This is a genomic window from Pseudomonas sp. IT-P294 (genome assembly GCF_949767865.1).
Taxonomy (GTDB): Bacteria; Pseudomonadota; Gammaproteobacteria; order Pseudomonadales; family Pseudomonadaceae; genus Aquipseudomonas.
Map to the genome: position 1 here is coordinate 16,264 of NZ_CATKQW010000007.1, position 22,448 is coordinate 38,711.

23 protein-coding genes are annotated in these 22,448 nt (G+C 59.1%); 12 read left to right on the forward strand and 11 right to left on the reverse strand.

The genetic code is table 11. The features are described 5' to 3' along the window. Window positions 1-45 precede the first annotated feature (45 nt). Together cysQ and nudE are read right to left on the reverse strand one after the other, a co-directional pair. On the reverse strand, window positions 46-873 hold the full coding sequence (cysQ, locus tag ACM6I0_RS05665; protein WP_285433424.1) for a 3'(2'),5'-bisphosphate nucleotidase CysQ: 828 nt from the start codon (window positions 871-873) through the stop codon (window positions 46-48). Next, window positions 870-1,436 (reverse strand): ADP compounds hydrolase NudE, encoded by a 567-nt coding sequence (nudE, locus tag ACM6I0_RS05670; RefSeq protein ID WP_208670534.1) that lies wholly within the window; start codon window positions 1,434-1,436, stop codon window positions 870-872. The genes cysQ and nudE overlap by 4 nt, the downstream gene beginning before the upstream one ends. 91 nt (window positions 1,437-1,527) lie before the next feature. On the opposite strand from nudE, the gene yrfG reads away from it, so the two are divergent. Then, window positions 1,528-2,190 carry a GMP/IMP nucleotidase gene (yrfG, locus tag ACM6I0_RS05675; protein ID WP_414921676.1) on the forward strand — a complete coding sequence of 221 codons (663 nt, stop codon included), beginning with the start codon at window positions 1,528-1,530 and terminating at the stop codon, window positions 2,188-2,190. Between the two features lie 119 nt (window positions 2,191-2,309). Here yrfG and lysM read toward each other — a convergent pair whose 3' ends face one another. Continuing rightward, window positions 2,310-2,750 (reverse strand): peptidoglycan-binding protein LysM, encoded by a 441-nt coding sequence (gene lysM / locus ACM6I0_RS05680; protein ID WP_090176912.1) that lies wholly within the window; start codon window positions 2,748-2,750, stop codon window positions 2,310-2,312. 136 nt (window positions 2,751-2,886) lie between these two features. Here lysM and ACM6I0_RS05685 point away from each other — a divergent pair, with 136 nt between their 5' ends. From ACM6I0_RS05685 to ACM6I0_RS05700, 4 genes are all read left to right on the forward strand, one after another. Further along, complete coding sequence (locus tag ACM6I0_RS05685; protein ID WP_414921677.1) at window positions 2,887-3,774, forward strand: LysR family transcriptional regulator; 888 nt, start codon at window positions 2,887-2,889, stop codon at window positions 3,772-3,774. Window positions 3,775-3,868: 94 nt separating this feature from the next. Beyond that, window positions 3,869-4,708, forward strand: coding sequence for a formate dehydrogenase accessory sulfurtransferase FdhD (gene fdhD, locus ACM6I0_RS05690; RefSeq protein WP_259157311.1), 840 nt, complete (start codon window positions 3,869-3,871; stop codon window positions 4,706-4,708). Next, the gene (locus ACM6I0_RS05695; protein ID WP_414921678.1) at window positions 4,705-7,053 is read left to right on the forward strand and encodes an FdhF/YdeP family oxidoreductase; all 2,349 of its coding nucleotides are present in this window, start codon (window positions 4,705-4,707) and stop codon (window positions 7,051-7,053) included. The genes fdhD and ACM6I0_RS05695 overlap by 4 nt, the downstream gene beginning before the upstream one ends. A 343-nt stretch (window positions 7,054-7,396) precedes the next feature. Then, window positions 7,397-7,876, forward strand: a complete 480-nt coding sequence (locus ACM6I0_RS05700) for a glycine zipper domain-containing protein (RefSeq protein WP_414921679.1) — start codon at window positions 7,397-7,399, stop codon at window positions 7,874-7,876. Window positions 7,877-7,943: 67 nt separating this feature from the next. Here ACM6I0_RS05700 and ACM6I0_RS05705 read toward each other — a convergent pair whose 3' ends face one another. The 3 genes from ACM6I0_RS05705 to ACM6I0_RS05715 form a co-directional block, all read right to left on the reverse strand. Beyond that, window positions 7,944-8,363: an acyl-CoA thioesterase gene (locus tag ACM6I0_RS05705; protein ID WP_414921680.1), complete on the reverse strand. Its 420-nt coding sequence runs from the start codon at window positions 8,361-8,363 to the stop codon at window positions 7,944-7,946. Between the two features lie 137 nt (window positions 8,364-8,500). Then, window positions 8,501-9,727, reverse strand: coding sequence for a 3-hydroxyacyl-CoA dehydrogenase NAD-binding domain-containing protein (locus ACM6I0_RS05710; protein WP_414921681.1), 1,227 nt, complete (start codon window positions 9,725-9,727; stop codon window positions 8,501-8,503). A 102-nt stretch (window positions 9,728-9,829) separates the two neighbouring features. Then, the gene (locus ACM6I0_RS05715; protein ID WP_414921682.1) at window positions 9,830-11,764 is read right to left on the reverse strand and encodes an ATP-dependent DNA helicase RecQ; all 1,935 of its coding nucleotides are present in this window, start codon (window positions 11,762-11,764) and stop codon (window positions 9,830-9,832) included. Between the two features lie 263 nt (window positions 11,765-12,027). Between ACM6I0_RS05715 and ACM6I0_RS05720 the strand changes: the two genes are divergently transcribed. From ACM6I0_RS05720 to ACM6I0_RS05730, 3 genes are all read left to right on the forward strand, one after another. Beyond that, window positions 12,028-12,174 carry a hypothetical protein gene (locus tag ACM6I0_RS05720; RefSeq protein ID WP_414921683.1) on the forward strand — a complete coding sequence of 49 codons (147 nt, stop codon included), beginning with the start codon at window positions 12,028-12,030 and terminating at the stop codon, window positions 12,172-12,174. A 597-nt stretch (window positions 12,175-12,771) separates the two neighbouring features. Next, window positions 12,772-13,071 (forward strand): hypothetical protein, encoded by a 300-nt coding sequence (locus ACM6I0_RS05725; RefSeq protein WP_414921684.1) that lies wholly within the window; start codon window positions 12,772-12,774, stop codon window positions 13,069-13,071. A 207-nt stretch (window positions 13,072-13,278) separates the two neighbouring features. Then, on the forward strand, window positions 13,279-13,644 hold the full coding sequence (locus tag ACM6I0_RS05730) for a DUF1493 family protein (protein WP_414921685.1): 366 nt from the start codon (window positions 13,279-13,281) through the stop codon (window positions 13,642-13,644). 130 nt (window positions 13,645-13,774) lie between these two features. Here ACM6I0_RS05730 and ACM6I0_RS05735 read toward each other — a convergent pair whose 3' ends face one another. After that, complete coding sequence (locus ACM6I0_RS05735) at window positions 13,775-15,316, reverse strand: phosphoenolpyruvate carboxykinase (protein WP_208670548.1); 1,542 nt, start codon at window positions 15,314-15,316, stop codon at window positions 13,775-13,777. A gap of 182 nt (window positions 15,317-15,498) precedes the next feature. Next, window positions 15,499-16,401 carry an Hsp33 family molecular chaperone HslO gene (gene hslO, locus ACM6I0_RS05740; protein ID WP_285433403.1) on the reverse strand — a complete coding sequence of 301 codons (903 nt, stop codon included), beginning with the start codon at window positions 16,399-16,401 and terminating at the stop codon, window positions 15,499-15,501. 102 nt (window positions 16,402-16,503) lie between these two features. Here hslO and ACM6I0_RS05745 point away from each other — a divergent pair, with 102 nt between their 5' ends. Next, window positions 16,504-17,304 (forward strand): phosphatase PAP2 family protein, encoded by an 801-nt coding sequence (locus ACM6I0_RS05745; RefSeq protein WP_414921686.1) that lies wholly within the window; start codon window positions 16,504-16,506, stop codon window positions 17,302-17,304. 50 nt (window positions 17,305-17,354) lie between these two features. On the opposite strand, the gene ACM6I0_RS05750 is transcribed toward ACM6I0_RS05745, so the two are convergent. Next, a complete protein-coding gene (locus tag ACM6I0_RS05750; protein WP_090176956.1) occupies window positions 17,355-17,762 on the reverse strand; it encodes an RNA-binding S4 domain-containing protein in 408 nt (135 codons plus the stop codon). 114 nt (window positions 17,763-17,876) lie between these two features. On the opposite strand from ACM6I0_RS05750, the gene ACM6I0_RS05755 reads away from it, so the two are divergent. The 3 genes from ACM6I0_RS05755 (at window position 17,877) to rimK (ending at window position 20,055) form a co-directional block, all read left to right on the forward strand. Beyond that, window positions 17,877-18,656, forward strand: coding sequence for an EAL domain-containing protein (locus ACM6I0_RS05755; RefSeq protein WP_414921687.1), 780 nt, complete (start codon window positions 17,877-17,879; stop codon window positions 18,654-18,656). Window positions 18,657-18,739: 83 nt separating this feature from the next. Then, a complete protein-coding gene (locus tag ACM6I0_RS05760; protein WP_231997108.1) occupies window positions 18,740-19,153 on the forward strand; it encodes an ATP-dependent zinc protease in 414 nt (137 codons plus the stop codon). Continuing rightward, window positions 19,150-20,055 (forward strand): 30S ribosomal protein S6--L-glutamate ligase, encoded by a 906-nt coding sequence (gene rimK, locus ACM6I0_RS05765; protein WP_007949201.1) that lies wholly within the window; start codon window positions 19,150-19,152, stop codon window positions 20,053-20,055. Before ACM6I0_RS05760 ends, rimK begins: the two co-directional genes overlap by 4 nt. Window positions 20,056-20,175: 120 nt before the next feature. On the opposite strand, the gene ACM6I0_RS05770 is transcribed toward rimK, so the two are convergent. Together ACM6I0_RS05770 and ompR are read right to left on the reverse strand one after the other, a co-directional pair. After that, window positions 20,176-21,489 carry an ATP-binding protein gene (locus ACM6I0_RS05770; protein WP_090176964.1) on the reverse strand — a complete coding sequence of 438 codons (1,314 nt, stop codon included), beginning with the start codon at window positions 21,487-21,489 and terminating at the stop codon, window positions 20,176-20,178. Between the two features lie 115 nt (window positions 21,490-21,604). Beyond that, on the reverse strand, window positions 21,605-22,345 hold the full coding sequence (gene ompR, locus ACM6I0_RS05775) for a two-component system response regulator OmpR (RefSeq protein WP_027922237.1): 741 nt from the start codon (window positions 22,343-22,345) through the stop codon (window positions 21,605-21,607). Between the last annotated feature and the right edge of the window lie 103 nt (window positions 22,346-22,448).

Below are 22,448 nucleotides of genomic sequence, written 5' to 3' on the forward strand. Positions count from 1 at the left end.
CGGAGCGTCACGGGCTGCATTCCCACGCAGAGCGTGGGAATGATCTCAGGTACGGGCGAGCTCCAGCAGCTTTTCGCGCCAGGCAGCCTTGGCCGGCAGTGCCAAAAAGAACTCATTCAGCAACGATTCCCGCGCCGGGTAACAGAACGGCGCGCCGCTTAAATCCAGCACCTCACCGCCCGCCCCTTCCAATACCCCTTGAGCGGCAGCCGTGTCCCACTGCGAAGTCGGCGCCAGTCGCGGATAACAATCCGCCGCCCCTTCCGCCAACAGGCAAAACTTCAGCGAACTGCCGATATTGGCCAGTTGCAACTCACCCAGACTGTCGCTCAACCCGGCCAGCAAGCGCTCTTGCTCCGGACTTGAATGACGGCGGCTGGCGACCACGGTAAAGGCTTCACCCGCCGCCAGCACTTCGCGAACCTGAATCGGCAGCGGCTCAGCATTTCTATCTCCACGCCAGGCGCCCAAACCGGCGCCACCGACGTAAAAGCGCCCGTTGGTCGGCATCGACACCACGCCGAACACCACCCGACCTTGTTCGATCAGGGCAATGTTGACGGTGAACTCTTCACTGCCGGAAATGAACTCCTTGGTGCCGTCCAGCGGATCGACCAGCCACCAGCGCTGCCATCCGGCACGCACGCTCTGGGGAATGTTGGCGTCTTCTTCGGACAGCACCGGAATGCTTGGGTCCAGCGCAGTCAGCCCGGCGAGGATCAAATGATGAGCCGCCAGGTCCGCGGCAGTCACCGGCGAATCGTCGGACTTGGCCGTCACAGCAGTCCCCGTGCGCCAGAACGGCAGGATCGCTTCGCCAGCCTTCAATGCCAGTTCAACGACCGGCGCCATCAATGGATGCGGAAAATTCATGGCAGGAACACCCCGCGCTGGGTCAAAAGATCACGGGTCAGGTACAGCGCCGCCAAGGCACGGCCCTCGGTGAATCGCGGGTTCTGCGCCAGGGATGACAATTCACGCAGGTTGATCTTGTCCACACCCATCGGCTCGGGCTCGTCGCCCTCAAGGCGCTCTTCGTACAGATCGGTGGCGAGCACCACCTGGATTTTCTGGCTCATGTAACCGGGCGACAGTGAAAGCTCGGTCAGATGCTCCAGCTGCCGCGCGCCATACCCGGCCTCTTCCTTGAGCTCGCGCTCGGCCGCCGCCAGCACGTCTTCGCCCGGCTCGATCAAGCCTTTAGGCAAGGACAGCTCGTATTCATCGGTGCCACCGCAATACTCTTCAACCAATACCGCGTGATCGGCGTCGAGCATTGCCACGATCATCACCGCGCCATAGCCCGCGCCCTTGCCGACCAAACGCTCGTAGGTGCGCTCCACGCCATTGGAAAAGCGCAGCTTGAGCTCCTCGACGCAGAATAAACGGCTGGTGGCGACGATCTCGCGAGCGAGTACGGTGGGTTTCTGGCGCATGAAAGGCTCCTTGGCGTAAGCGGGTTACTATACCCGGCCTATCCTGATTGTTGACCTCGGATATCTTTTTTACCGTCTGGAGAAGTTTTTTATGTCCCTGCTGCCCTGGCGCGACATCGACACCGTTCTGCTGGATATGGACGGCACGCTGCTGGACCTGCACTACGACAACCATTTCTGGATGGAACACCTGCCACAGCGCTACGCCGAGTTGCACGGGGTGAGCCGGGCCATGGCCGAGATGGAATTACAGCCACTGTTCGAACGCAATGCTGGCCAGTTGCAGTGGTACTGCCTGGATTTCTGGAGCGCGGAACTGAAGTTGCCGGTGCGTGAATTGAAACTGGAGACCGCGCATCTCATTGCCTTGCGCCCGGATGCGGATACGTTTCTGGCGGCAATCAAAAAGGCCGGCAAGCGTGTGGTGATGATCACCAATGCGCACCGGGACTCGCTGTCATTGAAGCTGGAACGGATTGAACTGGCGCCGTACTTCGAGCGGTTGATCAGCTCGCATGACTACGGTTTTCCCAAGGAACATCCGCAGTTCTGGGAAGCGTTGCAGGCCGATATCGACTTCGATCCGTCGCGCAGTCTGTTTATCGACGATACGTTGCCGATCCTGCGCAGTGCACGCGGTTTTGGCGTGGCGCATCTGTTGGCGGTGAGCCAGCCGGACAGCCGCAAAGGGCCGAAGGACACGGCTGAGTTTGCGGCGGTCGGGGATTATCGTGAGCTGATTGCGGGGCTCTAGACCGAGTCGCCTGCATCGCGAGCGAGCTCGCTCCCACAAGGGATTTTCGTCGTACACATATTTTGTGTTCACTGAAGATCAAATGTGGGAGCGAGCTTGCTCGCGATAGCAGTTGTGGACTACTCAGGAATCCGCAACGACTGCCCCGGATAGATCTTGTTCACGTCCTTGAGCATCGGCTTGTTGGCCTCGAAGATTTTTTGATACTTGTTGGCATCGCCATACACGCGCAAGGAAATAGCGCTGAGGGTGTCGCCCTTCACGACGGTGACAAATTTTGCGGCCACGACCACCGGCCCGGTCACGGTAATCTGATCGTCCACGCTGCCAACACCGGCGATATTACCCACCGCCAGCAGAATTTTTTCCTTCTCTTCCTGACTGCCAACTTCACCGGTGACAGTGACTTTGTCGCCGTCCACCGTAGCCTGCACATTCGGGTTACCCAGGCCGACCTTGCTGATGTGTTCCTTCAACTGCTCACTGGCATTGGCGTTGCCCGGTGTCAGTAGATCGATAAGTTTTTCGCCTGCTTCTTTCACAAAGCTAAAAATACTCATGGTGCACTCTCCTTGGGTTTTAAGTTCCAGACGCAAAAGCCTAGACCAAGGTTTCAACACACGGTTCCCACCCGACCAATGACGCCGGTTGCACCCAGGCGCTAGAATCCGGACCTTCCCGTGCCCTGGAGCGAAGATGGACATCAAGCAGCTGAAATTCCTCATCGCCCTCGACGAAACCCGCCACTTCGGCCAGGCCGCCGCGCGCTGCCACATCACTCAGCCGACCCTGTCCATGCGCCTGCGCAGCCTCGAAGAAGAGCTCGACTTGCCGTTGGTCAATCGCGGCCAGCGCTTCGAAGGTTTCACTGCGCCGGGCGAGCGAGTGCTGGCGTGGGCCCGCACCGTGCTGGCGGCTTACGACGGTTTGCAGGCCGAGGCCGCTGCGTGTCGCGGCAATCTGGTGGGTACGTTGCGGCTGGGCGTGGTGCCGCTGTCGAGTTTCGATCCGCTGGCGTTAATGCAACGGCTACACACCCAACACCCGAACCTGCGCTTTGAACTCTCGTCCCTGAGTTCCGAACAGATCCTCGAACAACTGTCGAACAACCGCATCGACCTTGCCGTCTCGTACCTGGAACGCCTGGACGGCGAGCGTTTCGACTCAGTGGCCTTCAGCGAAACCCACATGGGCCTGCTCTACGATCAGCGCTTCTTCAGCTTCGGCGAGGCACCGCTGAGTTGGGAGTCGTTGATTGAGCTGCCCTTGGGCATGCTTACCAGCGGCATGCATTTTCGCCAGTCCATCGACCATAACTTCCACAGCCGTGGCCTGATGCCGCAACCTTTATTGCAAACCGATGCTGTCCACCAATTGTTACAAGCGGTGCACGGCGGCTTCTGTTGCGCGGTGATGCCGTTGGACGCCGGCCTCGAAAACCTCACCGATCATTTGCGTCTGCAACCCATCGAAAATGCGCAAACCCTTGCCCGGCTTGGGCTGATCATGCGCCGCAGTGCCCCGCGCTCGGCGTTGGCAGAGGCCTGTTTTGCGCTGTATCAGAAATCGCCGAAGAGCTCTTGATCGACGCCATCTATCGGTACATCAGTAATAGCGATTAGACGCGACCTATTGACGCGCCTAGGCTTAAAGCTGACCAAACCGTCGGTGATGCCCCATGAACGCCAAGCGCCCTGTCTGCGCGGCGCCCGCCCTTGAAACGCCCGCGCCCGCCGCTAGCCAGACATACACCTACAGCGACCTTCAATACACCGAATCCGCCAGCACCGCGCTGGCCGAGGAAGTGGCGTTGGCGATCGCCTATAACGGCATCAGCCAGGCTGTGATGCTGGTGACGCCGACCGACCTTGAAGACTTTATCGTCGGCTTCAGCCTCGGTAGCGGCATCATCGAAGACGCCACCGACATCTACGACTTGCAGCTCAGCGGCTCGGGCTCGGCGCAATACGCGCAAGTGACCATCGCCAATCGTGCGTTCTGGAACCTCAAGCAACAGCGTCGGCAACTGGCCGGCACCAGCGGCTGCGGGCTCTGCGGAGTGGAAGCGGTCGAGCAGGCATTGCCGGACCTCAAAGTGTTGCCTGGGGCGCCGTTGCCGCCCGCCGAATGGCTCGATGGCTTGCGCCAACGTATCGGTGCCTTTCAGCCGTTGGGCCAGCATTGCGGCGCGGTGCATGCGGCGGTGTTCATGAACGGTCAGGGCGAATTGCTGCTGGGCCGTGAAGACATCGGCCGGCACAACGCCCTCGACAAACTGATTGGCGGGCTGATCCGTCAAAAGATCCCGACCACGGGCGGCCTGGCGATTGTCACCAGCCGTTGCAGCCTCGAACTGATCCAGAAAGTGTTGCGCGCTGGTATCCAGACCTTGGTCAGCCTGTCGTCACCCACGGGCCTTGCCGTGCAATGGGCCCGTCGCCACAACCTCAATCTCATCCATTTGCCACAAAAGAATGCGCCACGGGTCTACAGCCCGGCTTCGGAGAATCAAGCGTGAGTCAACACCAACAAGCCGACCAGAAACCCGTCCCACGTTACAAGCCCTATAAAGGCGCGGCCGGTGGCTGGGGCGCGCTGGCCAGCGTTGCCCGGGCCTGGCTGACCAGCGACAACGCGTTGAAAAATCTGCGCATGATGCTCAAGACCAACAAGAACGGCGGGTTCGACTGCCCCGGTTGCGCCTGGGGCGATTCGAAGGAAGCCGGCATGGTGGCGTTCTGCGAGAACGGCGCCAAAGCAGTGAACTGGGAGGCGACCAAACGGCGTGTCGATGGCGCGTTTTTCGCCAGGCACAGCGTGAGTTCGTTGCTGGAGCAAAGTGACTATTGGCTGGAGTATCAGGGCCGTCTGACCGAGCCGATGAGCTACGACGCTGAAACCGATCGCTACAAGCCAATCAGCTGGGATGCTGCGTTCGCCTTGATCGCCAAACATCTGCAGGGTTTGTCGAGCCCCCATCAGGCCGAGTTCTACACCTCGGGCCGTGCCAGCAACGAAGCAGCGTTCCTCTATCAATTGTTCGTGCGTGCCTACGGCACCAACAATTTCCCTGACTGCTCGAACATGTGCCACGAGGCCAGTGGTGTGGCGTTGGCGCAAAGCGTTGGCGTCGGCAAAGGCACCGTGACCTTCGAAGACTTCGAACATGCGGATGCGATTTTTGTCTGGGGCCAGAACCCAGGCACCAACCACCCGCGAATGCTCGAACCGCTGCGCGAAGCAGTGCAACGCGGTGCGCAGGTGGTGTGCATCAATCCGCTGAAAGAGCGCGGCCTGGAACGTTTCCAGCACCCGCAACACCCGATCGAAATGCTCACCAACGGCGACAAGCCAACCAACACTGCCTATTTCCGCCCCGCATTGGGCGGCGACATGGCAATCATGCGCGGCATGGCCAAGTTCCTGCTGCAATGGGAGCGTGACGCGCAGAAGGCCGGTGAGCCTGCGGTGTTCGACCACGACTTCCTCAATGAACACAGCGTCAACGTGCTGGAATACCTGGGCACCATCGACGACACCCCTTGGGAGCAAATCGTCGAGCAATCCGGCCTGCCCCTGGTGGAAATCGAGCAAGCGGCGCGCATGTATGCCAAGAGCAAGAACGTCATCATGTGCTGGGCGATGGGCATCACCCAGCATCGCCACTCGGTGGCGACCATCCAGGAAATCGCCAACCTGATGATGCTGCGCGGCAACATCGGCCGGCCGGGTGCCGGTCTGTGCCCGGTGCGTGGTCACAGTAACGTGCAGGGCGACCGGACCATGGGCATCAACGAGCGTCCCCCGGCGGCGTTCCTCGATGCCCTGGAACGACGCTTCCAGTTCAAAGTGCCCCGTGAAAGTGGCCACAACGTGGTCGAGGCAATTCACGCGATGGCCGACGGCCGCGCCAAGGTCTTCATCGGCCTGGGCGGCAATTTCGCCCAAGCCACCCCGGACAGCCCACGGACTTTCCAGGCCCTGAGCAACTGCGACCTGACCGTGCAGATCAGCACCAAACTCAACCGCAGTCATTTGACCCACGGTAAAGAGGCGCTGATCCTGCCGTGCCTGGGCCGTACCGACATCGACATCCAGACCGAAGGCCCGCAAGCGGTGACCGTTGAAGACTCATTCAGCATGGTCCACGCCTCCAACGGCCAGTTGCAGGCACTGTCGAACCAGATGCGCTCGGAGCCAGCGATCATCGCCGGCATCGCTGCCGCCACACTGGGCAGCCAACCCGTGGACTGGAACTGGCTGGTGGCCGATTACGACCGTATCCGCGACTTGATCGCCGACACCATTCCGGGCTTTCGCGACTTTAACGAGAAGATCAAGAATCCGGGCGGGTTCTACCTTGGCAACAGTGCCGGTGCACGCAAGTGGACCACCGCGTCGGGGCGAGCCAACTTCCGTGCGAACGCCCTGCCCAAGGACCTGGTTCACGAACGCACGCGCGCCACGGGTGTGTTGCCGGATCTGATCATGCAATCGATGCGCTCCCACGATCAGTACAACACCACGATTTATGGTCTTGATGACCGTTATCGCGGGGTGAAGGGGCAGCGTGATGTGTTGTTTGTGAACGAAGCGGACATCATTCGCCTGGGCTTCAAGCCGGGGCAGAAGGCGGACATCGTTTCGATCTGGGACGACGGACGTGAGCGTCGCGTAAAGGGCTTTACGCTGCTGGCATTTGATATTCCTGCGGGGCAGGCAGCGGCTTACTATCCAGAAGTGAATCCGCTGGTGCCGCTGGAAAGCACCGGTGATGGCAGCCATACGCCGACGTCGAAGTTTGTCGCGATCAGGCTGGAGGCGGCGAGTGAGACCGGGTTGATCATGGCCAAGTCGGCCTGACGCGCTAGCAGGTATGGCCTCTTCGCGAGCAAGCCCGCTCCCACAGTGATCGAGTTTCTTCTGGAAGAACTCGGTCGCTGTGGGAGCGGGCTTGCTCGCGAAAGCGGTGAATCATTAAACGAATCTCTCGAAGCCAATACTTTTCCATCGCCCACAAAAAAGGCCGTTTCTGCATAGAAACGGCCTGTCCGAAGTAGCTAAAGACCGGCGAAAAACACTTAAGTTCCGCTCAAAAAACAGTAACTTATAGAAATGTGCTCAAGTCGTGTTACTCGTCGGAATTCGATTGTCACAACTATGACACAGCCTCAGGATCGCGCCGTCATCCCCTTGAGGTTCCTCTATGAAGTTCTCCTCGATTCTCTTGTTGTCCCTTGGCCTGGTCAGTGGCTTCGCTTCTGCCGGAGGCACCACCGAAGCAGGTGTGGGCGGCGCATTGGGCGGGGTTCTTGGCTCGGTCGTCGGTCAGTCCTTAGGCGGCAACACAGGTTCAACCATTGGCGCGGCCCTGGGCGGCGCGGGTGGTAGCGCCGTCGGCGCCGACAAACGCAGCCGTGGCCAAGCCGCCATTGGCGGTGCGCTGGGCGCAGCAGGCGGTAACGTGGTCGGGCGCAGCATGGGCGGCACCACCGGCAGCCTGATCGGCTCCGCAGCGGGCGGCGGCGCCGGCGGCGCGCTGGGTAACTACATGGGCAACCAGAGCAACGACGAAGATGATCGTCGCTCCTATCGTGGCCATGATGATCGCCGCTATTACCGCGATGAGCATCGAGGTCGCGGCCACGCTTACGGCCACCGCAAGCATCATCGCTATCACGACTGAGGCTTGATCGCCTCGCTTACGGTAGATGAAAAAATCGCAGCCCAAGGGCTGCGATTTTTTTTGCCGGTCAAACCACCAAACGTTCCAGCGCATCGCGCAACCCGGCAGGAATCGCCAAGGGTTGATTCGATGCACGATCAACAAACACATGCACGAAGCGCCCTACCGCACAGGCTTCATCTTCCCCCGACTTGAACACCGCCAGTTCGTATTGCACCGAGCTGTTGCCCAGCTTGCCCACCCGCAAGCCGATCTCGATGCGATCCGGAAAGGCGATGGAGGCAAAGTAATCGCAAGACGAACTCACCACAAAACCCACCACCGCGCCGTCGTGGATATCCAGGCCACCGACTTCGATCAGGTAGGTGTTCACCGCCGTGTCAAAAAAACTGTAGTAAGTGACGTTGTTGATGTGGCCGTAGACGTCGTTGTCATGCCAGCGAGTGGTGATGGGCTGGAAGTGCGGGTAGTCGGTGCGTTGATTCATGGGTTCTCGCCTTAAGGATCATTCCCACGCTCTGCGTGGGAATGCAGCCTGGGACGCTCCGCGTCCCGACAGCGGACGCAAAGCGTCCATGGAGGCGTTCCCACGCAGAGCGTGGGGACGATCAGTATTCGTGGAGTCTACCGATCAGCAAACCCTTTACCCACCGACTCCAACTCGCCGATCAAGCGAGCAGGATTCCAGTGATCGCCCTGTCGGGTCTCCAGCGCCCTCAATCGCTGATGAATATCCGTCAGCCCTTGCTGGTCCGCCCAAGCCATCGGCCCACCTTTGTCCGCCGGGAAACCATAACCGTTGAGGTACACCAGGTCGATGTCGTGGGCCGAGCCGGCGATGCCTTCCTCAAGGATCTTGGCGCCTTCGTTGACCAGCGCCAGCAGACAGCGCTCCAGAATCTCCTCAGGACTTATTTCCCGACGCTGAAACCCGAGCCTTTCGCTGACCTCAAGCACCAGCGCATCGACGTGCGGATCGTGCTCAGCCTGGCGACTGCCCGGTTCGTAGTGGTAATAGCCGTCGCCGCTCTTCTGCCCAAAACGCCCCAGTTCGCAAAGACGGTTATCCACCTGAACCTCCGGTGAATCCTGCCCTTTACCCGCCAGTTCCCGTGCACGCCATCCCAGATCGATGCCGACGACGTCGAACATGCGAAACGGCCCCATGGCAAAACCGAAACCTTGCAGCGCCGCATCCACCTGATAGGGGTAAGCGCCTTCAAGCAGCATCTTGCGCGCTTCAAGCACGTAGGTATTGAGCATCCGATTACCGATGAAGCCCTCGCAATTGCCTGCCACGACGCTGACCTTGCCCATGCGCTTGCCCAGCTCCAGCGCAGCTTCCAGCACCACTGGTGAAGTCTGGGCACCACGGACGATTTCCAGCAATTTCATGATGTGCGCCGGGCTGAAGAAATGCAGGCCCAGGACCTGGGGCGCACGGCGTGTAGCGGCGGCGATGGCGTCGATGTCCAGCGCCGACGTGTTGCTGGCCAGGATGGCTTCGGGTTTGAGCAGGCCGTCCAGTTCACGGAAAATCTTTTGCTTGAGCTCCAGATTTTCGTAGACCGCTTCAATAACCAGGTCGACATCGCGGATCGCCGCATAATCAGCCGCCGCCGTGACCCGGGCAATGCGGGCGTCGGCTTCGGCCTGATCGATCCGCCCCTGACGCACATTGTGAGCGTAGGTATCGGCCACGGTGGACAGCGCCTGTTCCAGCATCTGTGGATTGTTATCGACCCACTGTACGGGCACCCCGGCGTTGGCCAGGCACATCACAATGCCACGGCCCATGGTGCCTGCGCCGATCACGGCGGCGCGCTGAATATTGAACGGTGTCTGGCTCATTGTTGTTCTCTTGTTGGCGATCCGAAGACAGCCCTCACCATAGTCAGCCACCGCGAGTTTTTGAAATTTATTCCTGTGATGAGCGACATTCAGCGGATGGATCTACACCGGTAAATGCGCTTGGGCCCACCCGCGCACCTCGGCATATGGATAATTTTCCAACGCCGCAAAACCTGGAATCGAGCGCGCCTTGAGCTTGGTAAACAGCGGCACGCTGATCCCGCACAGGAAACGCGTTACCCGCTCCGCCGACGGCACATTGCCGGTGTGCTGTTCGTGCCTGTGGATAAAATCTGCGCACAGCGCTTCGAAGTTTTTATCCACAAGCGCCGGCAGCTCAGGTGGTGCTGGCAGCCGCGCAACCTGACCATGACAGACCGAACAGTGCCCGCACTGCCGGGGCGCGTTGTCGTCACCGAAATACTCGGCCAAGCGAAAGCCCAGGCAATGATCGGTGGCGAACAAATCCAGCATGGCGTGAATCCGCGCGATCTCTGTGCGCTCGTGCTGGGTGAAACAGGCATGCAGTTCAGCGCTCAGTGCCTGACTGTCGACATGTGTATCAAGCAGGCTGTAGACCTCGGTCATCTGCTTGCTTTCCAGCTCGACCCAACCTTTCTCCTGGAAATAATCCAGTGCCTTGACCACCCGGCTTCGCTCGGCCTGATGCTGCTCATACAGCGCATCGAAATTCACCGTGGCCCAGGTCCGTGCGCGAGTGGAGGTCTGGATGATCGCTGCGACAAAGTCTTTGCGCTCACCCTCGAAACGGGCCAGCAGATCCTCGGGCTCCTGTAAGTACTTGAAACGGTATTCGGCGTAATAGGCGTAACGCGGGGCAATGATCCGGCGCAGTTCAAGCTGCACCAGCAAGGTTTTAAGCGGCAGTTGCCGGATATTGCTCTGATCCCCCAGAGGCCCCAGCAGAAACTCCCATTGCCCTTCGGGCTCTGCAGATTTCAACTCATCCAGCACGCAGCGGATACCGTCCAGCTCTGGCGTATCGCCGTAGACGAAATTTTCCAGCACGTTGAGGCTGTCGCGGTTGGCCAAGACCAGACAGTCGGACGGCAGGCCATCACGCCCGGCGCGACCAATTTCCTGACTGTAGTTTTCGATGGATTTGGGCAGATCGAAATGCACCACGTTGCGGATGTCGCTCTTGTCGATGCCCATGCCAAAGGCAATGGTGGCAACGATGCAATTGGACTGCCCGCCCATGAAGCGCTTCTGGATGGCTTCGCGTTGCTCGTGGGGCAAGCCGGCATGATAGGCCTCGGCCTGTATGCCGTTGCGGTTCAGGTGTTCGGCAATGTGTTCAGCGGATTTCTGCAGGGTGACATAGACGATGCTGGGCTGATCGGGGCGCTCGCCCATCCATTCGACCAGACGTCGGCGTTTGTCCTGTCCGCGGACAGGCTCGACCAACAGGTTGAGGTTCGGCCGATAAAAACCGGTGGTCACCACGTCTTCCGGCGCGATGGAAAACTTGGCCTCCATGTCCGCGATCACCTTGGGCGTCGCGGTAGCCGTCAGCAGCAATGCCTGGGGAATATTGAACTGGCGCTGATAGTCCGGAAGTTTCAGGTAGTCAGGGCGGAAGTTGTGGCCCCACTCCGAGATGCAGTGCGCCTCGTCGACGACCAGCAACGAGATCGGCACCTGCTGCAAGAAATGGCGGAAGCGCTCGTTCTTCAGGCGCTCCACGGAAATCATCAGAATCTTCAGCTCGCCGGACTTTGCCCGCGCCATCACATCGCTGGCGTCATCGCGACTCTGGGCCGAATCGATACTGCCGGCCGCAATGCCGTGGCGCTTCAGGAAGGCCAGTTGATCCTGCATCAACGCCAGCAACGGCGACACCACCAGCGTCAAGTGCGGCAGCAACAGGGCGGGCAGTTGATAGCAAAGGGATTTGCCGGAGCCTGTAGGGAAAATGGCCGCCGCCGAACGCCCGGCCAACACCGCGCTGACCGCCGCTTCCTGGCCGGGCCGAAACTGTGAAAAACCGAAAACCTGTTCCAGGGTGTTGTGCATAAGCTGTCACTCCGTTGACCGCTGCGAAGCCCAAAGCGTAGCCGGCAGACGCAGCGAGTCGAGAAAAGGTCGGGGAACAAAACGATACGGGATGATACAGCCTCGCCCCAATGTCCTTCGCCACAGGATGAAACAAACGAAACACTTTGTAGCTCGCGACATTGCTCGATCTGGCGTTAAGGTCTCCCCGCACAACCACCGTCCGCGCACCTCACATCACGGCAGGACGCCTGATGAGCGCGGCATTTGAAGAAGGAACGACCATGCCTCAAAAAACATTTTTTGCCCTCGCCCTGATCCTGACAACCCTGCTGTCGAGCGGCTGCAACAGGATTCCCGAAGAGCCACCGTTGCTCGCGACGTGCGACACCCTGGAGTGTTCGGCGCAACAGGCCTGGCGCACATCCTGACGACGGGATAAGTGGCTACGGCACCCTCGCACACACCCGTCCACACCCGTCCACACCAACAAAATCGAGGACATTCGTAGCCATTGCAAATCTGGCTCCCCTTTAGGACGGCAACGAACTGCTCGACATCGCCCGGCAACGCCAGCCGAAAACCACCACCGGTTGATGCCCCAAGGAAAAATCCCTGTGGGAGCCGGGCTTGCCCGCGATAAACGATAACGCGGTGCACCTGACAACAAACGAGAGAATTTGCGGCTGGGGATAAGCCCGTAGGCAACGCCCTATCAAAGCTTCGTCCCGGTCCTACAAGAGACGGGGCTTTGTCGCCTATCGCGACGTGGCGGCTCACACCTATAGTCGTGACTGTCGCTGATACATTCAGCGACTCGGGCTTGGTCACCCGATGGAATACATAAACGCGTCCGTTGTATGCTGCCGGCACTCAAGTGTCTGCACGCTATATGGTGGCTGTGTTTGGGACGCCTTTAGGCGTGCCGGTCTTATGTATTCCTCCGGTTGACCAACCCGAACACGGTCGCCTCCATCGCTTGGTCACGATGGCGTTGACTTCATCTAATGCATTTGAGAATACATAAAATGAATACATGGAACCCGTCCACAACCGATCGCTACCTCCCCCTGCAAACCAACCTCACCGATTCCCGGCCCCTAATCATCGACACAGAGGCCAACCCTCAGGACATCCTCGAAGCCGCCCTCCAGCGCATCCGAGCCTCCAGTGACCTCCTCAAAACCCTGCACTGCGTTTGCTTCAAACACGGCGACGTCGAAGACATCCCACACATCACCCACGCGCTCTTCCTCCTAGCTCAGGACGGTTGCGACCTGCTGCAAGTCGCACAGCAACGCATGATGGGCTGGAAAGCACCCGCCTGACCCCAATGAAGATCGTTCCCACGCTCTGCGTGGGAATGCCTCTACGGACGCTCCGCGTTCGGCTCCTGGAACGTCGAACATCAAACACCGGAGATAACCATGAGCAAATTTTTCGATGAGCTACTGAAAAGTGATCTACAGATCCTCCCTTCCCCCCAAGCCTGACGCCCAATAAGATCCGCGCAAACCCGACCGGACACCTGCACCATGAACCTCGCCCCCAATTTCCCCGACGACCACACCATGCACCTGCTCATGCAGCTGCTGCACGAAGAACTGGGCCTGCCCGAACGCAAAACCATCAGCCTCACCACGTCGATCAATTTCGACCTGGGCTGCAACGGCGTTGATGCGCGGCATTTGATGGAAGCGCTGGAAGAGCAATTCGGGATCGACTTCGTGGACTACGACGCCTATCGCTATTTTCAGCCGGAAGGATTTGATGTGCATCTCAAGCGCCGGGCAAAGGGTCGCGGCGACAAAGTCCCGCTGACCATCGGCATGCTTTACCAGGCGGTCAAGGTGCAACGGTGGGATACACAGCGTTTGGAAGGCATGGAGCTCAACGCATAAGTGCCATTATTCTGGTCGTTTAGCGGCAATTGAGCTGGAATATTGGCAGTTGCGCACTCGATGGTTTAAAGCGAACACCCACAAAAAAGCCGCCCCAAAGGGCGGCTTTCTCATTACATCAAACCAAACCTTACAACTTAGGCCCAGCAGCCTTGATCGCGTCGCTCACTTCGAACTTCTTGAAGTTCTCAACAAACAACCCGGCCAATGCTTTAGCAGCTTCATCGTAAGCAGCCTTGTCAGCCCAGGTATTACGTGGGTTCAACAGGCCAGTCTCAACGCCCGGCACGCTCAACGGCACGTCGAGGTTGATGGTGTCGAGGTGTTCGGTTTCAGCACCGATCAACGCGCCGCTCTGGATCGCTGCGATCACGCCACGAGTGGTCGGGATGTTGAAGCGCTTGCCAACGCCGTAGCCGCCGCCGGTCCAGCCGGTGTTGACCAGGTAGACCTTGGAGCCGAAGCCGCGGATGCGTTTGATCAGCAGTTCTGCGTATTCGCCAGCTGGACGCGGGAAGAACGGTGCGCCGAAGCAGGTGGAGAAAGTCGACTTGATGCCGCTGCCGGAACCCATTTCGGTCGAGCCCACCAGTGCGGTGTAGCCGGAAAGGAAGTGGTAGGCCGCTTGTTCTTCGCTGAGGATCGAGACTGGCGGCAGAACGCCGGTCAGGTCGCAGGTCAGGAAGATCACAGCGTTTGGCTCGCCACCGAGGTTTTTCTCGGAACGCTTGGCAACGTGCTCCAGCGGGTAGGCTGCACGGCTGTTCTGGGTCAAGCTGACATCGGCGTAGTCGGCGTGCTTGGCGTCATCGATAACGACGTTTTCCAGGACAGCGCCGTGCTTGATGGCTTTCCAGATAACCGGCTCGTTCTTCTCGGAGAGGTCGATGCACTTGGCATAGCAACCGCCTTCGATGTTGAACACCACGCCTTCGCCCCAACCGTGCTCGTCGTCACCGATCAGGTAACGGCTTTCGTCGGCGGACAGGGTGGTTTTACCGGTGCCCGACAGACCGAAGAACAGGGTCACGTCGCCCGCTTCACCGATGTTGGCAGCGCAGTGCATTGGCAGCACGTCGGCGGCTGGCAGCAGGAAGTTCTGTACCGAGAACATGGCTTTCTTCATTTCACCGGCGTAGCGCATGCCGGCGATCAGCACTTTCTTCTGTGCGAAGTTGAGGATCACGCAACCATCGGAGTTGGTGCCGTCACGCTCAGGAACGCATTCAAAATTGGCGACGTTCAGCACTTGCCACTCATCACGGCCAGCCGGGTTGTACTTTTCCGGGTTGATGAACAGGCAACGACCGAACAGGTTCTGCCAGGCAGTCTGCGTGGTCATTTTCACGGCCAGGTAGTGATCAGCAGACGCACCTACATGAACGTGGGAAACGAAATGCTCTTGTGCGTTGTTGAACGCTTCTACGCGGTCCCACAGGGCATCGAACTTGTCGGCCGGGAACTTGCGGTTGATCGGGCCCCAAGCAATGGAAGCCGAAGTGGATGGCTCGTCAACAATGAAACGATCGACTGGCGAGCGGCCGGTACGGTGACCGGTACGAACAACCAGCGCGCCGGTATCGGCAAGCTCGCCCTCACCGCGACTCAGAGCTTCTTTTACCAGATCATCAACACTCAGATCGGTGTACACGGCGTTATTGGCTTGCGTCATGAGATTCCCCGTCGGCCAGTGGCCGAGTGTGCTCCAAACGTTTTGTAGTAGAAAGTCGTGCACTACTACCGCGACAAAAAGTGGGCCGGATTATGCCAGAAAAGCCCAAAAATAGTAGAGCCCTCCGGTCAGAACGGCGTTATTCCGGCGCTATCCAGTGAATTTACCTACGCTGAACCGTTTTAGTGACGGGTATCTGACGGCGTATCAACCCCCGCTCCCGCGAACAATTGGGTGATATCCGCGGCATCAAACAGGTAGCGATGGTTGCAGAACTGGCAATCGATCTCGATGTGCCCACCATGTTCGATGACCAGCGCCTGGGCATCTTCCATACCCAAGCTGACCAGGGCATTGCCCGAGCGCTCGCGTGAGCAACTGCAATGAAAGCGCAGTTTCTGCACGTCGAACAGGCGCACCTGTTCTTCGTGGTAGAGGCGATGAAGCACGGTTTCGTTGTCCAGGCTCAGCAATTCATCGGCGGTCAGGGTGCTGGCCAGCGCGGTGATGTGCTGCCAACTGGCGGCGCGTTCTTCTTCGTCTTTCAAGCGGTCGGCGGGCAGTTGCTGCAGCAGCAAACCACGGGCGCGACGGCCATCGGCGTACAACCAGAAACGCGTACCGACCTGCTGGGACATCACGAAGTAATTAGTGAAGCACTCCGACAGGGTTTCGCCATCCAGATCAACAATGCCTTGATAACGCTGGCCCTGGGTCGGATCAACAGTGAGCGCCAAGACACCATTGGGCATCAGGTCGGCGAGGGTCGCGCCGGGGGCAATCTGGTCGGCCTCGTAACGGGCCAGGCCACGGATTTCGCGCTCGCTGGAGCACTCGATCATCAGCAGCGGAATGGGGCCATCGGAACGGGCCTGTAGAATCAGCAAGCCATCGAACTTCAATGTGCCGACCAGCAATGAGGCGGCCGCCATCAACTCGCCGAGCAGTTGTGCCACCGGTTCCGGATAGGCATGTTTGGCGAGCACTTCGGCATAGCTGCGCTCCAGCCCGACCAGTTCGCCGCGAGTGTCGCTGTCATCGAAGATGAAGCGTTGGGTGTAGTCGGTATCCGGTAGATCGGTCATAGGTCTGGGTATCTGAAGTAATGACAATAGGGTTACAAAACATGAAAATCGCGCCTATGCGGCGCCGTTTTGTGCGCAATGTTCAGCCATGGGAGGCATTTTATGAACAATCAGGGTTTGTTCCAAGCAAGGTGGAACCTCCGCCGACTGGTTCTGTGCAATTTTTTGCCCTTGGCGCTGCTGGCCTTCTGGTTATGGCCTACCGGCCGGATGCTGTGTGTGATTTTCGACGAGTGGCTTTTTCATCGATTGAATGCACCGCTGGCCAGTCACCCGATATGGCTACACAGTTGGGCGATTACAAGTCTGCGCCCATTCGATACGCTGGTCGGCGTGATTCTGCTGGCGCTAACAATCAAAGGCGACTGGGTGTTCGAAAGGGTTGAGGTGCGCCAGGCATTTTTTGGCTTTCTCTCGACTCTGCTGGTGCTGGTGTTTATCCGCCTGCTGTTTTCAAAGCTTGTCGGGTACATGGACTGGCAGCACAACAGCCCATCGATGGTGATCAAGGGAGCCGTGCGCATGAGCGACTACTTCCCGGACCTTGAGAACCGCTGGGAATTGAAGGATCGGTCGACGCAAAGCTTTCCCGCCGATCACGCTTCAGTTCTGTTGATCTGGGCGCTGTTCATGACCGTGTTCAGCCGAAACTCATGGCAGACCTTGCTGATCTGGTCCTTGACGCTGCTGTTCATGATGCCGCGACTGGTCGCCGGCGCAAATTGGGGCCAGGACGATTACATCGGCGGCGTGCTGCTGGCGGTGTGGGCGCTGGGCTGGGGTTACTACACGCCGTTTGCGTATCACGCTTCGGCGTTTTTCCTGAAGGTGACTGCGCCGGTATTTAGGTTGTTGGAGAAGTTGCCGGTGGTGTCGCAGATGAGTGTGGTGCGTGGCGCCTGATCGAGCCCGCTCGCGAAAGCGTCAGCCCGCACGACACAAAAACACTTGATTCACTCGTCGTTGCTGCTACCACGAAACTTGAACAAATCCCGTCGCTGCTTCTTGCTTGGCTTGCCATCCGTGCTCACGCCCAGGGCGCCAGCCTTGCGCATGGCCGCGGCGGCTTCGCGCTTGGCGATACTGGCTTCGGTTTCCGCGTACAAGGTCTGAGCCTCTGGGGCGCCACGGCGCACTATCGACAGTGCCTGAACCACCACCGTACGTTCCTCGAACCCCGCACGAATCTGAAACTCGTCGCCGATCCGCGGCTCCTTGCCCGGTTTGCAGCGCTCGCCCCGGCAATGCACCTTGCCGCTTTCAATCGCTGCCTTGGCCAAAGCACGTGTTTTATAAAAACGTGCCGCCCACAACCACTTATCGAGACGGACCTTGTCGTCCTCTTCCTGTTTTTGTCCCACTTGAATTCCTCGCTCGGTGAATAGTCGGAACTGTACTACCGTTTCTGTCGGGCGCAAGAACCCGGCCCCCAGATAGAATGTGATCTTGGCCGGCCCCCGGCATGGAGTGATCAAATGACTATATTCCCTTCTTCGTTGACTTCGCCTCAGACTGGTTGCCAGGGCTGCCGGCAAAGCGAGCCTTTGGGTTTTGATTTTGCCTTTGCCTACCAACCGATCGTCGATCTGCGCGATCAATCGATTTTCGCTAACGAAGCATTGGTGCGCGGAGTCAACGGTGAAGGAGCGTTGTCGATTCTGGCGCATGTCAATGACGACAATCGCTATCGTTTCGACCAGCTATGCCGCACGCGGGCCATTGAAGGCGCGGCAAATTTAAATATGCAGACACACTTGTCGATCAACTTCATGCCCAACGCTGTGTACCGTCCCGAGCTGTGTATTCGCAGCACCCTGGAGGCGGCGAAAAAGTACAACTTCCCGATCAATCGTCTGATTTTCGAAACACTCGAAAGTCAGCCTGTAGATAACTATCGCCATTTGACCAATATTCTGCGTGAATACCGCGAATTCGGCTTCAAGACCGCCATCGACGATTTCGGCGCGGGCTACTCGGGGCTCAATCTGCTGGCTGATTTCCAACCGGACCTGATCAAACTCGACATGGCGCTGATCCGCGATGTCGACCGCGATCGCGTTCGTCAGGCTATCGTTCGAGGGATTGTCACAATCTGTGCGGAGTTGAACGTTACAGTCATTGCCGAAGGCATCGAAAGCGCCGGAGAACGAGATTTCCTGGCGGACTGTGGAATATTTCTGATGCAGGGTTATTGGTTCGCCAAACCTGCATTCAAAGCGTTGGCCCAGGTCACACCTGAGGCCTGGACGCGTTAATCGCCGGTTTTTTCCTATTGAAGACATTTGACCATTTGACCGTTGTCGGTCTGCGCGAGTGGGTGGCGCTCCCGGATTTGGGAGTGGCGGGCCTGCGGGCAAAAATCGACACCGGTGCCAGCACCTCCAGCCTGCACGCCACGGACATTGAACCGTTCGAGCGCGATGGCGAACGCTGGGTGCGTTTTACCGCGCACCTGGGGACGGTGGTGCAACTGCGTCATCGGCGCTGTGAAGCGCCACTGGTGACGATGAAAACCATCAAAAGCTCCAACGGTCACGCGCAGATGCGCTACGTGGTCAGCACCACGCTGGCCTTGGGTGATCGGGTCTGGCGGGTCGAGTTCACCCTCGCCTGCCGCAAATCCATGCGTTATCGCCTGCTACTCGGTTCCAAAGCCCTGATCGACGGCCAACTGGTGGTCAATCCGGGTATCAAGTACGTACAAGACAAGCCGGTGTTCCCGGTATCTACCTCCTCCACAGGTGTTGCATGAAGATCGCTGTGCTGTCGCGGAACCCGCGTCTGTATTCCACTCGTCGTCTGGTCGAAGCCGGTACCGAGCGTGGCCATGAAATGGTGGTGATCGACACCCTGCGCGCCTATATGAACATTGCCAGCCACAAGCCGCAGATCCACTACCGTGGAAAGCCGCTGGAAGGCTTCGATGCGGTGATCCCGCGGATCGGTGCGTCGGTGACGTTTTATGGCTGCGCGGTGTTGCGTCAGTTCGAAATGATGGGGGTTTTTCCCCTTAACGAATCGGTGGCCATCGCCCGGTCACGCGACAAACTGCGTTCGCTGCAATTGCTCTCGCGCCGCGGTATCGGTTTGCCGGTCACCGGTTTTGCGCACTCCCCGGATGACATTCCCGACTTGATCGACATGGTCAACGGCGCACCCCTGGTGATCAAGGTGCTGGAAGGTACCCAAGGCATTGGCGTGGTGTTGTGTGAAACGGCAACGGCGGCAGAGTCGGTGATTGAAGCGTTCATGGGCCTGAAGCAGAACATCATGGTTCAGGAATACATCAAGGAAGCCGGTGGCGCAGACATTCGCTGCTTCGTGGTCGGCGACAAGGTGATTGCGGCAATGAAGCGCCAGGCCAAGCCTGGGGAGTTTCGCTCCAACCTGCATCGGGGCGGCAGCGCCAGCCTGATCAAGATCACCCCGGAAGAACGCATGACGGCATTGCGCGCGGCGAAAGTGATGGGGTTGGCGGTGGCGGGGGTGGATATCCTGCGCTCCAATCACGGACCGCTGGTGATGGAAGTGAACTCCTCGCCGGGTCTGGAAGGGATTGAGACCACCACCGGGAAGAACGTGGCGGGGATCATCATTGAGCATCTTGAGAAGAATGGCGGGCCGAACATGACTCGCACAAAAGGTAAGGGTTAACCTGGTGATCGTTCCCACGCTTTGTGTGGGAATGCCTCAACGGACGTTCCGAGTTCTGCTCTGAAAGGGACGCGGAGCGTCCCGGGCTGCATTCCCACGCAGAGCGTGGGAACGATCGGGTCAGACGGCGTCTCTAGGCAGCATCAACCCAAGCGGCAACCGCACCCGCGCTTCCAGCCCGCCTCCCGAGCGATTGCGCAACTCGACATTGCCGCCATGCATCGAAGCGATTCGCTTCACGATCGCCAGGCCCAACCCGGTGCCCTTCCCACCCCGGGCACGATCGCCCCGAGTGAACGGGTTAAAGATCGCCTCCAGCTCTGACGGATCAATCCCCGCGCCACGGTCCATGACACTCAGCACTACGTATGGCGCGCTGGTATCCCCGGAAACATACGCCGCTACCTCCACCCCGCTGCCCGCGTGGTGAAGGGCGTTGCCAATCAGGTTGTTCAGCAGCCGCTTCATTGACACCCGACGCAATGGGAACGGCTGGATCGGTTCCAGGCGCAGACGCACCTTCTCTTCGTTCTGGTTATACGGCGCAGCGACTTCGCGAACCAGATCACTCAGATCCACTTCCTCAACCGACTCGTCGCGACCATCGCGGATAAACGCCAGGAACTGATCGAGAATCGCGTCCATGTCTTCGATGTCGCGCACCATCGCGTCGGTCAGGTCGTTGTGGTCACCCATCAACTCCAGGGACAGCCGCAAACGGGTCAACGGCGTACGCAAGTCGTGCGACACCCCCGCCAGCATCAGCTCCCGCTCGCGTCCGGCCTGTTCGACGTCCTCGGCCATCTGGTTGAAGGCGCGGTAAACCTCGGTCATCTCACTCGGCGTGTCGCTGATCGGCAGGCGCACGCTGCGCCCCTGGCCAAGCTGCCTCGCGGCGTAGACCAGACGTTTGAGCGGCTGGTTGAGCTGGCTGACGAAGATCCACGCCGAGGCAGTGGAGAGCAGACCGATCGCGAGGAACCAGCCAAGCACGTTCCAGATTTTCTGGCCGCGCAGCGGGTGAGGATAGAGCGGCACTTTCAGCCAGCCATCGCCCAGGCTAGGCGCCCGAACCCACAAGGCCGGTGGCGAGTGCATGCGTAAGCGCACTTCTGTGTCGGCCCCCAGCTCTGCTTGCATCTGCCGCTGATAAATCTCGCTGTAAGGCCAATGCTGCTCACCTTCCGGCACGCCGGCGCCCACCACCCGGATCAGGGTCGCGGCATCGGCAATCTTTGCGCGGTTTTCTTCATCGGCGGCCCAATAGGCGCGCAGTGTCAGGGCGACGCCGTGGCTGTATTGACGGTCCACCAGCACGTCTTCGTTCATCAACAGATAAACCAGGGTCAGTGCCTTGGAGAACAGGACGACGATCAGCACCAGCCACAGGGTGCGGGAGAAGAAGCTCTGGGGGAACCAAACGGGGGTTTTCATGGATAACCGCTACACACTTGCAGGAGCGAGCGATGCTCGCATATTGCGGATCGCGAGTCTGCGGACACAGTCATCTGACCCGTTGCCCGCAAGACCCGCTCCTACAAATCGCCGATCACTTGGTGGCGGCGCCATCCGGAACGAACACGTAACCCACGCCCCAGACCGTCTGGATGTAGCGCGGCTTGGAAGGATCGGGCTCGATCATGCGGCGCAGTCGGGATATTTGCACGTCAATCGAACGCTCCAGCGCATCCCATTCACGACCACGGGCCAGGTTCATCAGTTTGTCGCGGGTCAGTGGCTGACGCGCGTTCATGACCAGGGCCTTGAGCACCGCAAACTCGCCGGTGGTGAGCATGTGCACTTCGTCACCGCGCTTCAATTCACGGGTGGCCAGGGACAACTCGTAATCACCAAACGTCACGCTTTCGTCTTCGCTGCCCGGTGCGCCCGGCACAGGCGTCGACTGACGGCGCAGAACCGCTTTGACGCGGGCCATCAGCTCATCCGGGTTGAAAGGCTTGGCCAGATAATCGTCGGCACCCAGCTCCAGGCCCTTGATACGACTCAGCTCATCGCCCTTGGCGGTCAGCATGATGATCGGAATCTGATTGTTCGCCGTGCGCAGGCGGCGGCAGGCGGTCAGGCCGTCTTCGCCGGGCAGCATCAGGTCGAGGACGACCAGGTTGAACACTTCGCGCGCCAGCAGGCGATCCATTTGCTCGGTGTTCGGTACGGCACGTGCGCGGTAGCCCTTGCTGACGAAAAAACGTTCCAGCAGGCTGCTCAGCCCCGGATCGTCGTCAACAATAAGAATTTTTTCGCCTTCAGCAATGTTTGCAGTGCTGCTCATTAGATGCTCCTTTTAGCTCGGCGCGCATTATGGCGTAGCTGCCGTTATACGCACCGTGTGCATTGTTAGCAGATTTTTCCTTCACCGTTAGAAATCCGCCCTT

What these genes read in the sequence shown, in the direction of transcription:
- ACM6I0_RS05725 (WP_414921684.1), top strand. Translation starts at nt 12,772, where the DNA reads ATGAATACATGGAACCCGTCCACAACCGATCGCTACCTCCCCCTGCAA.
- nudE (WP_208670534.1), bottom strand. Translation starts at nt 1,436, where the DNA reads ATGCGCCAGAAACCCACCGTACTCGCTCGCGAGATCGTCGCCACCAGC.
- ACM6I0_RS05710 (WP_414921681.1), bottom strand. Translation starts at nt 9,727, where the DNA reads ATGAGCCAGACACCGTTCAATATTCAGCGCGCCGCCGTGATCGGCGCA.
- ACM6I0_RS05685 (WP_414921677.1), top strand. Translation starts at nt 2,887, where the DNA reads ATGGACATCAAGCAGCTGAAATTCCTCATCGCCCTCGACGAAACCCGC.
- ACM6I0_RS05755 (WP_414921687.1), top strand. Translation starts at nt 17,877, where the DNA reads ATGACTATATTCCCTTCTTCGTTGACTTCGCCTCAGACTGGTTGCCAG.
- hslO (WP_285433403.1), bottom strand. Translation starts at nt 16,401, where the DNA reads ATGACCGATCTACCGGATACCGACTACACCCAACGCTTCATCTTCGAT.
- cysQ (WP_285433424.1), bottom strand. Translation starts at nt 873, where the DNA reads ATGAATTTTCCGCATCCATTGATGGCGCCGGTCGTTGAACTGGCATTG.
- ACM6I0_RS05735 (WP_208670548.1), bottom strand. Translation starts at nt 15,316, where the DNA reads ATGACGCAAGCCAATAACGCCGTGTACACCGATCTGAGTGTTGATGAT.
- ACM6I0_RS05715 (WP_414921682.1), bottom strand. Translation starts at nt 11,764, where the DNA reads ATGCACAACACCCTGGAACAGGTTTTCGGTTTTTCACAGTTTCGGCCC.
- ACM6I0_RS05745 (WP_414921686.1), top strand. Translation starts at nt 16,504, where the DNA reads ATGAACAATCAGGGTTTGTTCCAAGCAAGGTGGAACCTCCGCCGACTG.
- ompR (WP_027922237.1), bottom strand. Translation starts at nt 22,345, where the DNA reads ATGAGCAGCACTGCAAACATTGCTGAAGGCGAAAAAATTCTTATTGTT.
- ACM6I0_RS05700 (WP_414921679.1), top strand. Translation starts at nt 7,397, where the DNA reads ATGAAGTTCTCCTCGATTCTCTTGTTGTCCCTTGGCCTGGTCAGTGGC.
- lysM (WP_090176912.1), bottom strand. Translation starts at nt 2,750, where the DNA reads ATGAGTATTTTTAGCTTTGTGAAAGAAGCAGGCGAAAAACTTATCGAT.
- ACM6I0_RS05730 (WP_414921685.1), top strand. Translation starts at nt 13,279, where the DNA reads ATGAACCTCGCCCCCAATTTCCCCGACGACCACACCATGCACCTGCTC.
- ACM6I0_RS05770 (WP_090176964.1), bottom strand. Translation starts at nt 21,489, where the DNA reads ATGAAAACCCCCGTTTGGTTCCCCCAGAGCTTCTTCTCCCGCACCCTG.
- ACM6I0_RS05720 (WP_414921683.1), top strand. Translation starts at nt 12,028, where the DNA reads ATGCCTCAAAAAACATTTTTTGCCCTCGCCCTGATCCTGACAACCCTG.
- yrfG (WP_414921676.1), top strand. Translation starts at nt 1,528, where the DNA reads ATGTCCCTGCTGCCCTGGCGCGACATCGACACCGTTCTGCTGGATATG.
- fdhD (WP_259157311.1), top strand. Translation starts at nt 3,869, where the DNA reads ATGAACGCCAAGCGCCCTGTCTGCGCGGCGCCCGCCCTTGAAACGCCC.
- rimK (WP_007949201.1), top strand. Translation starts at nt 19,150, where the DNA reads ATGAAGATCGCTGTGCTGTCGCGGAACCCGCGTCTGTATTCCACTCGT.
- ACM6I0_RS05705 (WP_414921680.1), bottom strand. Translation starts at nt 8,363, where the DNA reads ATGAATCAACGCACCGACTACCCGCACTTCCAGCCCATCACCACTCGC.